Genomic DNA, 11,054 nt, shown 5'->3' with positions numbered 1-11,054 from the left:
CGGTAGATTCAGTTTTGGCCCCCGCCTTGGTTGATTTCCTCGATCACCAGATCCATCGCCCGGTCGATCGGCAGGCGGACCACCCCTTGCTCGCGGTTCACCCAACCGTAGCTGCCAAGAGCCTGCTGTTCCCGCTCCCGTTGCTCGCGCAACACAGCCGAGCGTTCCTCCGGCGAACGGACCCCGTAAGCCACCGTCTCGGGACTCCGGTCGAACCAGAAGAAGACGACGATGACGAGGAAGAGGAAAAAGCCGCCAACGGTGAGGAGGGCCGGAAGTAGTCCGCCCCGGTTTGTGGATTGCTTGGTATGCTTAACCATGATGATTGACGGATTCGAGGATTCGAGGGTCGCGGATCGGAATGAACCGTTGCGTCACGAAACTCCGCAGGAAGGCCCAAACGCAGATGCCCCCTACTCCGGCCAAAGCGGCCAGATCCCAGAAAAGGGCAATGTCGAAGATCGGAAAATTGTACACCGGCACCCAGTTGTCCAATTTCGACGGCAGGATGTTGTAATAGATGTCGACCAGGTGGAACACGAGGATCCAACAGGAGATCACCACCATGTTCACCGTCCGGGTCTTGTTCGCGTAGAACAAGAGATAGACGAACGGAATGAAGAAGTTGCAGAACATCAAAACCATCCCGACGTTCCACCAGTTCCCCAACTCGCGAACTACGTAGAAGAAAGTTTCTTCCGGAATGTTCGCGTTGAGAATGAGGAAGTATTGCGAAAAGGAGATATACGCCCAGAAGACGGTGAAGGCCAACATCAGTCGCCCGATTTCATAGAGGTGGGTCTGCTTGAAGATCCCTTGCAACGGGCCGAACTTCACCAGCAGCACGCACATGATCACCATCACCGCCAAAGTTCCTCGCATCGCTCCGGCGAAATACCAGATGCCGAACATCGTCGAGAACCAGTGGTAATCAAGGCTCTTGATCCAATCCATCGCGGCGAACGAGACCGTCAGGGCCACCACGAACAATCCGCCCGCGGCCAACTTCCGGCTCAGATGCGTCCACTTGGCATTGCCGTCGCGGTCCTGGGTGAACGAAGCGTGCCGAAAGGCCCAGGCCAACCCGATCCAGGCGCCGAAGTAAAGAATCACCCGGATCACGAAGAAGGTGTTGTTCAAATAGGGAGACTTCGCGTGATACAACACGTCGTCAACCACCGGAGACCGGTCGGACGCCATCCACTTCCAGATGAAACCACCGTCCTGGTAGAAGAGCGAGATGAGGACCAGCGGCGCGAACATCAGCGCCAGCCACGGCATGGCGGCCAATGCATGTTCGATCGGACGGCGGATCACCGTCGACCAGCCCGCGTCGAAGATATGGTGAAGCATCACCATAAAAAGCATTCCCAACGCGATCGAGAGCCAGAAGATCACCGAGATCAGCCACGAGTAGCTGACCCGGGAATCCGAATACAGAAAGAACCCCAAGACCGACAGCACGATGCCGGCCACGCCGATCGCCAAGGCGATGAAGGAAACCTTCCCCGGGTCGAATCCCCGGACCTTGTCCACGGGAACCGTTGAACTGGGAGCTGTATTGATACTCATAATCCTAATGCAGGGCGTTGCTCGGCCGGGACATCGTCCACGGTTCCCATGCGGGCGCGCTGCAAGGCCCGCAAGTAAGCGATGATATTCCAACGGTCATCCACGGAAATTTGGTGGGCGTAGGCACCCATGAGACCCCGGCCGTTCACGATCACATCGTAGATCTCGCCGTCCGGCATCGCCAGGAGTCGATCGGAATTGAAATCGGGCACCCCTACCATCCCGTAGTTGACCGTGATCCCTTGTCCGTCGCCGGTGGCGCCATGGCAGGCGGCGCAGTTGATCTGATAACGCTCCCGCCCCCGCTCCATCATCTCACGGCTGATGATCCCCGGAAAGCCGGATACGTATTCGCCGTCAGCGCTGACTCCGCGGTAGCGGTGATCGTCCTCCCGGAGCTGCCCCCGGGCCACGGTTCCATCCACTGGCAGACGCGCGGCCCGACCGTCGGCGAAGAATTCGCTTTCGCCTTGGGCCTTGTAACGCGGCTGACGATCCATGTCCGGAAAGATTTCGATTGGCGGACGCGTCGTGGTTGTGCCCCGGAAGCCGAAAATGGCCAGTCCGGTCAGCACCACGAAGCCGAATATGAAGAAAAATGTTCGCATCTCAGTCTTCCAACTCCTCGATTTCTTTGCCGCCGAGATTGGCCAGCATTTCTTTGGTCTTCTTCAGGTCGAACTTCGGATCGGTCGCCTCGATGATCAGGAGGAACTTGTCGTCGGTCGCGTAGTGCGCCTTGTCCCACTTCAGCACCGGATGGTAATGCATCGGCAGGCGATTCATCACGAACATCCCGATAATCGCGCCGAACGCCGCCAAGAGGATCGTCAACTCGTAGGAGACCGGAAACGACGTCATCGGACTGAAATAGGGACGACCGTGCACCACCAACGGATAATCGACCCAGTTCATGAACATGATCATCGCCATCCCGCCGAAGAACCCGATCGATCCGCCGATGAAAGCGAAGATCGGCACGAGCGACCGGCCGAGGCCCATCGCCGCATCCATCCCGTGGATCGGAAACGGCGTGATCACGTCCCAGTTCTTGAATCCGGCGTCGCGGACTTTCTCCGCGGCGTGGAAAATGTCGCCGCTGGTTTCAAAGACTGCGACTACACCATGCATTCGTTCAGCCATATCAGTGGTGCCCTCCCCGCGCGGTTGTGTGATGAGGATCGGCCTGCGGTGTGACGGCCTTCACTTCCGCCATCGCGATCAGCGGCAGGAAGCGAAGGAAGAGCAGGAACAAAACCGAAAAGATTCCGAAGGTTCCGACGTAGGTCATGATATCGACGATGGTCGCCGAATAGTATCCCCAACTTGACGGGAGGAAGTCCCGGGCGAGCGAGGTAACGGTGATGACGAAACGTTCGAACCACATGCCGATATTGACGAAGATCGAAATGATCCAAACCAGCGCGGCGTTCTCGCGGACCCGCTTGAACCAAAAGAGCTGAGGCGAAATCACGTTGCAACTAATCATGATCCAGTAAGCCCAGGCATACGGTCCGAACGCGCGGTTTACGAACGCGAATCCTTCATACGGATTGGCTCCGTACCAAGCGATAAAGAACTCCATCGCGTAGGCGTAGCCGACCATACTTCCGGTCGCCAGCGTGATCTTACACATGCAGTCGATGTGATACTGGGTGATGAGATCGTGCATGTTGTAAACCGCCCGCAACGGCAGCATCAGCGTCAACACCATCCCGAAACCGGAGAAAATGGCGCCCGCCACGAAATACGGCGGGAAGATGGTGGTGTGCCACCCGGGGATCAAGGAAACCGCGAAGTCGAAGGAAACGATGGTGTGCACCGACAACACCAGCGGAGTCGCCAGACCGGCCAACAGCCAATAGCACATTTCATAGTTGCGCCAATGCCGGTTCGAGCCCCGCCAGCCCATCGCCAGCGTGCCGTAGAAGAGTTGCTTCAACTTGGTCTTGGCCCGGTCGCGCAAGGTCGCGAGGTCGGGAAGAAGACCGATGTACCAGAAGAGCGTCGAAACCGTGGCGTAGGTCGAGACCGCGAACACGTCCCAAAGCAACGGACTCTTGAACTGCGGCCAGATGCCGAGGTCGTTCACCGGGATCGGGAACAACCAGAAGCCGAACCAGACCCGGCCGACGTGGAACAACGGGAAAATACCGGCGCATACGACGGCGAAAATCGTCATCGCCTCCGCCGCGCGGTTGATCGATGTCCGCCATCGCTGTTTCAACAAACAAAGAATGGCCGAAATCAACGTACCCGCGTGGCCGATACCGATCCAGAACACGAAGTTGACGATCGCCCACCCCCAGTTGACCGGGTTGTTCAATCCCCAGACCCCGGCGCCGGTCGAGACCATGTAGATCAAGCCGCCAAGCGTGAACGTCGCGACGAAACCGGCCACGCAGAAGCAAATCCACCACCACATCGGCGTCTTTTCTTCCACGACCGAACAGACGGTCTCCGTGATCCACCCGAAGCTGCGATTGTTTTCGACCAGCGGCGCGCGTGGCACCACGGTCGGCTGCAACTCCTGGATCAAGGCGTTCGATCCTCTATCTTCACTCGCGGCCGACATCAATTATGCCCTCCATTGTGGCTCTTTTTCTTCAAATAGCTTTCCGGATAATTCTTCGCCTGATACTCCACCGTGGTGAGCGGCATGGTTTCGTAGTCGGGCATCCGCGGATTCGGATTCCGGACCCTGGCGAGATAGGTCAGACGCGGACGGGTGTTCAGATAACCGAGCACCGAATAATCCCGCGGATTGTTCTTCCACTTCAACACTTCGCTCTCCGGGTCCATGATGTTTCCGAAGACGATGGCCTCGGTCGGGCAGGATTGCTGGCAGGCGGTCTGGAACGCGCCGTCCGGCACCAAAACGTCGCCCGAAGCGCCGGCTTTGACCTTTTGCTCGATCTTCGCCTCGTTGATCCGCTGGATACAGAACGTGCACTTTTCCATGACCCCGCGCATCCGGACGGTGACGTTCGGATTTTGCTGCATCTTCTTGGTTTCCGCCATCCCCCGAGGGGCGAACGGTCCTTGATACAGCTTGTCGAGGTCGCGGCGCTGCCAATCGAAAAAGTTGAAGCGGCGCACCTTGTAAGGACAGTTGTTGGCGCAATAACGGGTGCCGATGCAGCGGTTATACACCATGACGTTCAAACCTTCGTTGTCCTGAACGGTGGCGTTGACCGGGCAAACGACTTCGCACGGCGCGTTGTCGCAATGTTGGCAAAGCATCGGCTGGGTCACCATCTGCGGATCCTCCGCGAGCGCCCGGTTGTCCACTTCGCCGCTGGCGAAGTAACGGTCGAGACGCATCCAGTGCATCTCCCGGCCCCGCAGGACCTGGTCCTTGCCGACGATCGGAATGTTGTTTTCCGCCTGACAGGCGACCACGCAGGCACTGCACCCCGTGCAGGCGTTCAAATCGATCACCATCCCCCACTGGTTGACGCCATCGCGCTCCGGGTGTTCGTAAGCCGACATCCCGCGCGGGGTCTGGGTGACCTGCTGCGGCAACGGCATACCTTGGTCGGCCCCGAGATTCGGGGGAGCGTGCGACTCCATCCCCATTCCGGCGGCAAAAGCGGGATCGCCGCGGTATTGTTCGAGGTTCCCCTCGCGGATGATCGCCCGGCCTTCCATCGACCAATGCTCCTGGCCGTTGGCCAAACGATAGCTTCGGCCGGTCGTCTCGATCCGGGCGCCGACGGCATGGAAGAACTGTCCGGTGGTCCGCAACGCCGAGGCGTTGAAACCGGCCCCGGCGCCGACGCGTCCGGTGCGGGTGCGGCCATAGCCGAGCGGCAAAATAACGGTGTAGGTCGCCAATCCCGGCAACACGTGGACCGGCCCTTCGATCGTCCGGCCGTCGACGGTCAACCGCACCACATGGGCGGTTTGACGGCCTTGCTGGATCGGATTCGGATTCCGCCGGGCCACCTGGACCGCGGAGGGAACTCCAAGCACCCCGAGTTCCGACGCGAGGCGGGGGCTGATGATGATGGCGTTGTCCCAAGTCAGCTTGTGGATCGGGTCCGGACACTCCTGCAACCAGCCGTTGTTGACGAACCGGCCGTCGTCGATCCGGTTATCGCGCACAAAACGGACTTCGAGGTTGTCGGTCGAAAGAGGCGCGGGCGTCGTATCGAGATTCTGGATGATTTGGCGAATCCGCCCGGCGTCGAAGTCGACGTCGACCGTTTCGTATTCGCTTCCTTCGAGCAATCCGTCGTGAAGGAATTTCCGGAAGCCGTTGTCACCGTTTCCGCCGATGCGGGAAACGGTTTGACGCACCAATTCGTAAGCTTCCCGCTCCTCGGCGTCCGAGAAAACCGCGAGAACTTCAAGCAGATTGATCCCGCCGAAAAGCGGCTCGATCATCGGTTGCACCGGCACCACCAAACCTTCGAGGGTCCGGGCGTCGCCCCAGGATTCGAGATAATGGGCCGCCGCGATATGATGGCCGGCGAGTTCCGAGGTTTCGTCCTCGTAATAACCGTAACGGACCACTTCGCCGACTTGGCGCTGAAGATCGCCCCAATTCAGATCGGCCGGGGCGTTGTGGACCGGATTTCCGCCGAGGACGAAGAGAGTTTGCACCTGACCTTGTCCGGCCGCCGCGGCCAGATCTTGAATCGAACTCGCTTCCTGCGGTTCGATGGAGAGGAACTGGACCGTCCGGCCGACGTTCCCCAAAGCCTGGTTGATCGCGAAGACCAACGCTTGGACTTCCTCCGGCAAATGGGTTCCGGCGACCACCAGCGACTCGCCCTGGTGCTCGACCAAATCGCGGGCACACTCGCGGATCCACTGTCCGGCGTTCCGCTCCCGCCAAGCTTCGCTCTGTTCGATACCGGTCGAGACCTGACGGAGCGCTTGGGCCAATCCGGCGTCGGTGCCGAGGGCCTGCAAAACTTCGGCGGCCAACTCGGCGACAAAGGCCGGGAGAAACGTCGAGGAAAGGCGCAGACGGTGGTCGGCCATGCCGCCGGTGACGGTCAAATCGCTTTCGACCACATAAAGGCGGTTCATTCCATCCTCGGGACTCGCCAAACGGCGTCCCCGGGCGAACGCCTGCGCATACGGCAACCGGCCATTGGCGGCGTTGACGAAATCCGACTCCAACGCCACGATCCGGGCGGCATCGCGCGGTTGGTAATAGGCCCGCACCGGTTGTCCGGCCAACAGGCTGGCGGCGCGGTCGGCGGCGTCTTCGTCGAGCGGTTCATACTCCGCCCAAATCGCTTGCGGGAATCGGCGCTTCAAGCCTTCGACCAACTCGCGCCGGGTCGGGGAACTCGATTGCTCCGCGAGAAACGCCAGTCCGGCGCCTCCGTTTTCCTGATACCGGACGGCGATTCCTTCGAGCAAACCGAAGACGTCGTCGCGGTTCAAGGTGCTGTCGCCGGAACGGTGGCGGGTCGCCCGGTCCGGATCATAAAGATCGAGAATTGACGCCTGCGATTGGAGGTCGCTCTTCCCGTTGGCCCGCTGGTAGGACGGGTTTCCCTCCAGCTTGGTCGGACGCCCTTCGTGGGTCTCGGCGAGCAACGGCAGTGCGTGGCGGCGCAACGGCATCGAGGTCGCGTAGAAAAGCGCCTTCCCCGGAATGACCTGCTCCGGCTGGCGGGCGAACGGAAGGATCTTCCGCTCCGGACGGCGGCAACCGGACAATCCGACGCCGGCCAAGGCGAAGGAGGCCGCCATGATCTTGAGGAAGTGGCGACGGTCGACCCCTTCCAATACGGAGGCGCCTTCCGGAAACTCACGTTCCAGATATTCCTGGAAACCGGGAGTGTTGGCGACCTCGTCCAGACTCCGCCAATACGTAGGACCGGACTGGTTTTCAGCCGGCGCTGGATGTTCAAAGATCTTCTTCATTGGTGACAGCCTGTGCAGTTCACGGGCGCCTGGATGTTCCAGTCGCGCACCGCGTTCAATCCCCGGGTCAACTGCTCTTCCATGCTGGCCGGACGCCAGTCGAGGTTGAACACTTCTTCCGGAGGACGAACGAACCGTTCGGGATTGCGGTGACACTCCAGGCAAAAAGCCATGCTGTGGGACTTGGCGTGCTCCACCACCCGCATTTCATTAACCTGACCGTGACAGTCGTAGCAACTGACCCCCCGGTTGACGTGGACCGCGTGATTAAAATAAACGAAGTCGGGCACCTGATGGACCCGTACCCAGGGAATCGCCTCGCCGCTCTCGTAGCTTTCCCGCACCAGTTCAAGCAAGGGGCTCTGGGTCCGGATCTGGTTGTGGCAATTCATGCAGGTGGAACTCGGCGGGATATTCGCGGTCCCCGACTGCTCGACGTGGCTATGGCAATACCGGCAATCGAGCCCGAGTTGACCGGCGTGCAGCGCGTGGTCGAACGGCACCGGCTGATTCGGGGAAAAGCCGACGCGGGTGTATTGCGGTTGCGCGTAATAATAAAACGCGACCACCGCCGTCACGCCTACGACCAGGAGAATGCTGATTATCCGGACCGGAAGCAGGTTAATGGACTTCGAGAAAACTTTAGACATGACTCATCAGGAGGGCGGAAAAGCTAAAAAGCCAAAACAACGATTGCCATGAGCGGCAAGCCGAAAAGTCTGGGCTTCGAAGATTTTCCACGTTCAACAACCTTCCGCCAACGGCGCCACTGCACGTGAATCTTTGCTCGCAACCGGAGCGCCAATCGCCCTCGCCCCGTTCGCCGCCTCGACCCGGATCGATGGCGAGCAGGCCGGGGATCCGACGAAGGACAGCCCAAAGGTCAGATTTCGGAAAAAGGCTCTGCGAGAAAATTTCGTGTGCACAATTTGGCGAATACTTAGCGGATTCGAAACAAGAAGGAACCAAAAAAGGCCCCTGGTATACATGACGCAACCGTAATTCCACCAAGGTTTCATTCCACCCGACACTATTAGCAGAGAGGCGGGAAACAACGCATTCTTCTAATACCTCCGGCTCTTTTGGATACGAAACCCCGATTGCCGTATCGACAAAACCGAACCGAAGCCCAAAGTTTTCCGCTGTTATGATCAGTTCCACCACCGAAATCCGGGTCCGCTACGCCGAGACCGACATGATGGGCGTCGCCTACCACGGCAATTACATGGCCTGGTTCGAATTGGCCCGGGTCGAGATGATGGACGCCCTCGGTTGTCCCTACCGGGAGATGGAAGCGGCCGGATTCCGACTTCCTGTCCTGGAAATTGGCGTCAAATACCGGAGACCGGTCACGTTCGACGACCGGATCGAAGTGGAAGCGGTTATCCGGGAGCAACCCTCCGCCCGTATCCGGATCGATTACACGCTCCGCTGCCGCGGCCAGAAGACCGCCGAAGGTTTCACCCTCCACGCCTTCATCAACTCATCCGGCCACCCCGTCCGCCCCCCCGCCCACTTCCAGGAGCTGATGGAGAAGCACTTCCAATCTGCCTCCTAGACCCCGGGTTCACGTAGCATGCCGGCTTCGCCGGATGAACCATCGGAGTCAGGCGGCGCCCCATCCCGCGAAGGTTCGATGTCACCCCGGAAGTCCAGCCCCCGGATCAACCGCCTCACCCGTTCGGATAACTCCCGAGCCACTTCACCAGGGGGCAATATTTCTGGATCTCCTCGAGCGCCTCGCGCACCGGTTCTTCATCGTAATGACCGAGCACGTCGATGAAAAAATAATAATCCCAGGGACGCTTCCGACTCGGCCGCGATTCGATTTTGGCCAGATTGATTCCCCGGTCGGAAAACGGATGGATCGCCCGCTGCAAAGCGCCGACTTCATCCCGGATAGACACCACGAAACTCGACTTGTTTTGACCGTTGCGAACCGGTCCCGACGACTGCTTTCCGATCACCAGGAAGCGGGTGATGTTGTCGGCTTTGTCCTGGATGTTGGCGGCCACCACGGGCACATCGTAAAGCTCCGCCGCCAACGCGCCCGCGACTGCCGCCACTCCCGGCGTCTCCTTCGCGATCTGCACCGCCCGGGCCGTGCTGGAGGCTTCCTTCAGCTCGGCCCGCGGCAAATTCATTTGCAGCCAGCGACGACATTGCCAAAGCGCCTGGTCCTTCGAATACACCGCCTCGATTTTCTCCAACGGCGACAGCGAAATGAGATTGTGGGCGATTTCCAAATACACCTGGGCGATGATTTTCAGATCTGATTCGACCAACATGTCGAGCGAATGGATCACCGCCCCTTCGGTCGAGTTCTCCACCGGAATCACCCCATAGTCGGCCTCCCCTTTTTCCACCGCCGAAAAGACGTCCGGAATCGTCGGCAAGGCCCGGTATTCGAGGCTGCTGCCGAATTTCTTCATCGCCGCCTGGTGAGTGTAAGTCGCCTCCGGTCCGAGATAAGCCACCACGGTCCGCTTCTCCAAGGCGATCGAGGCCGACATGATCTCCCGGTAAATCCCCCGCAACGCCTTCTCCGTCAACGGGCCTTCGTTGATCGCGATCAATTTCCGCAACACTTCTTCTTCGCGTTGCGGGACGTAGATCTCACCACCGCTCTTCAGCTTTACCTTGCCGATCTCGCCCGCCAGTTGCAGGCGCTCGTTCAACAGTTCGATCAGGGAACGGTCGATTCCGTCGATCTTTTTTCGTATTGTATCCAAATCCATAACGTTTCCGGTTCCCGGCCTTACTCTTCCGATAATCCCACTTCCTTGTCAGTCACCACTTCCGGGTTCGCCGCCCGCTGAATCCATTCGTCGATTTGTCGCGGGGAGAGCACGTCGGAAGCCGGCAGTTCCTCCAGCGTTTTCACGCCGACGTATTCGAAAAACCGTTCCGTCACGCCATACTGGATCGGTCGGCCGGGCAACTCCGCCCTCCCCTGCACCTCGATCAATTCCCGCTCCAACAACCGGTTCAACGCCCCGTCGGCCGAGACGCCGCGAATGCTCTCGATCTCGGCCCGGGTGGTCGGCTGACGGTAAGCGATGATCGCGAGCGTTTCGAGCGCGGCCTGACTCAACCGGCTCGGCTTCGGATCCCCCCGCAAACACCGGATCCAGGGCGCAAAGTCCGCCCGGGCCACCAACCGATATCCGTTATGGCCTTCGATCAATTGGAACACCTCGTCCTTATCGTCGAGTTCCACCCGGATCGCATCCATCGCCTCCCGGATCTGGGTGGCGGTTACCAGCGATGGGATCTCCTCCATCGGCTCCGCCAAACCACCCTCATCCTCCGCCTCTTCCTCGGCGGCAGCTGTTTCCTGCTGATGGTAACGGGTAATCACTCCCTGAATATCTTTGATCGACAGCGCTTCCGATGAGGAAAAAAGCAATGCCAGGAGAGTTCGTTTCAGATCAAACGCCATAATCTTTTGTGTCCAACAGGTAAATTTGATTGCTAACGAGATAGGCAATAGCAAATAAATAGTACCGCTTCCGCCAATGAAAGCATCTCCGGAACACGGCCACCGGGCGGCTCCTCGTTCCTCGCCGGATGTCGTCAGGCGCGCCATCCGC

The 11,054-nt window shown here is 59.3% G+C and carries 10 protein-coding genes; 1 reads left to right on the top strand and 9 read right to left on the bottom strand.

Annotated features, from left to right (window positions below; all coding sequences use genetic code 11):
• Positions 1–8 precede the first annotated feature (8 nt).
• From ACWUI2_RS19845 to ACWUI2_RS19815, 7 genes are read right to left on the bottom strand one after another with little or no spacing between them, the layout of a single operon-like run.
• Positions 9–320, bottom strand: coding sequence for a hypothetical protein (locus ACWUI2_RS19845; protein WP_486984583.1), 312 nt, complete (start codon positions 318–320; stop codon positions 9–11).
• The gene (locus ACWUI2_RS19840; protein WP_486984582.1) at positions 313–1,572 is read right to left on the bottom strand and encodes a hypothetical protein; all 1,260 of its coding nucleotides are present in this window, start codon (positions 1,570–1,572) and stop codon (positions 313–315) included. Before ACWUI2_RS19840 ends, ACWUI2_RS19845 begins: the two co-directional genes overlap by 8 nt.
• Positions 1,569–2,180 (bottom strand): c-type cytochrome, encoded by a 612-nt coding sequence (locus tag ACWUI2_RS19835; protein WP_486984581.1) that lies wholly within the window; start codon positions 2,178–2,180, stop codon positions 1,569–1,571. The genes ACWUI2_RS19840 and ACWUI2_RS19835 overlap by 4 nt, the downstream gene beginning before the upstream one ends.
• A 1-nt stretch (position 2,181) precedes the next feature.
• A complete protein-coding gene (locus ACWUI2_RS19830) occupies positions 2,182–2,703 on the bottom strand; it encodes a DUF3341 domain-containing protein (protein WP_486984580.1) in 522 nt (173 codons plus the stop codon).
• Positions 2,704–2,716: 13 nt separating this feature from the next.
• Positions 2,717–4,147, bottom strand: a complete 1,431-nt coding sequence (nrfD, locus tag ACWUI2_RS19825) for an NrfD/PsrC family molybdoenzyme membrane anchor subunit (RefSeq protein WP_486984579.1) — start codon at positions 4,145–4,147, stop codon at positions 2,717–2,719.
• Positions 4,147–7,461, bottom strand: coding sequence for a TAT-variant-translocated molybdopterin oxidoreductase (locus ACWUI2_RS19820; protein ID WP_486984578.1), 3,315 nt, complete (start codon positions 7,459–7,461; stop codon positions 4,147–4,149). The genes nrfD and ACWUI2_RS19820 overlap by 1 nt, the downstream gene beginning before the upstream one ends.
• Positions 7,458–8,111, bottom strand: coding sequence for a cytochrome c3 family protein (locus tag ACWUI2_RS19815; RefSeq protein WP_486984577.1), 654 nt, complete (start codon positions 8,109–8,111; stop codon positions 7,458–7,460). Before ACWUI2_RS19815 ends, ACWUI2_RS19820 begins: the two co-directional genes overlap by 4 nt.
• 497 nt (positions 8,112–8,608) lie before the next feature.
• On the opposite strand from ACWUI2_RS19815, the gene ACWUI2_RS19810 reads away from it, so the two are divergent.
• Positions 8,609–9,019, top strand: a complete 411-nt coding sequence (locus ACWUI2_RS19810) for an acyl-CoA thioesterase (protein ID WP_486984576.1) — start codon at positions 8,609–8,611, stop codon at positions 9,017–9,019.
• Between the two features lie 115 nt (positions 9,020–9,134).
• On the opposite strand, the gene pheA is transcribed toward ACWUI2_RS19810, so the two are convergent.
• Entirely contained in the window at positions 9,135–10,199 is a 1,065-nt protein-coding gene (gene pheA, locus ACWUI2_RS19805; protein WP_486984575.1) for a prephenate dehydratase, read from the bottom strand.
• A 20-nt stretch (positions 10,200–10,219) separates the two neighbouring features.
• Positions 10,220–10,903 carry an SMC-Scp complex subunit ScpB gene (gene scpB, locus ACWUI2_RS19800; RefSeq protein ID WP_486984574.1) on the bottom strand — a complete coding sequence of 228 codons (684 nt, stop codon included), beginning with the start codon at positions 10,901–10,903 and terminating at the stop codon, positions 10,220–10,222.
• Positions 10,904–11,054 lie beyond the last annotated feature (151 nt).

The sequence above is a fragment of the Verruconatronum alginivorum genome (assembly GCF_056590205.1).
The sequence above is the reverse complement of the archived record's forward strand: the minus strand, read 5'-3'. Positions and strand labels throughout refer to the sequence as shown.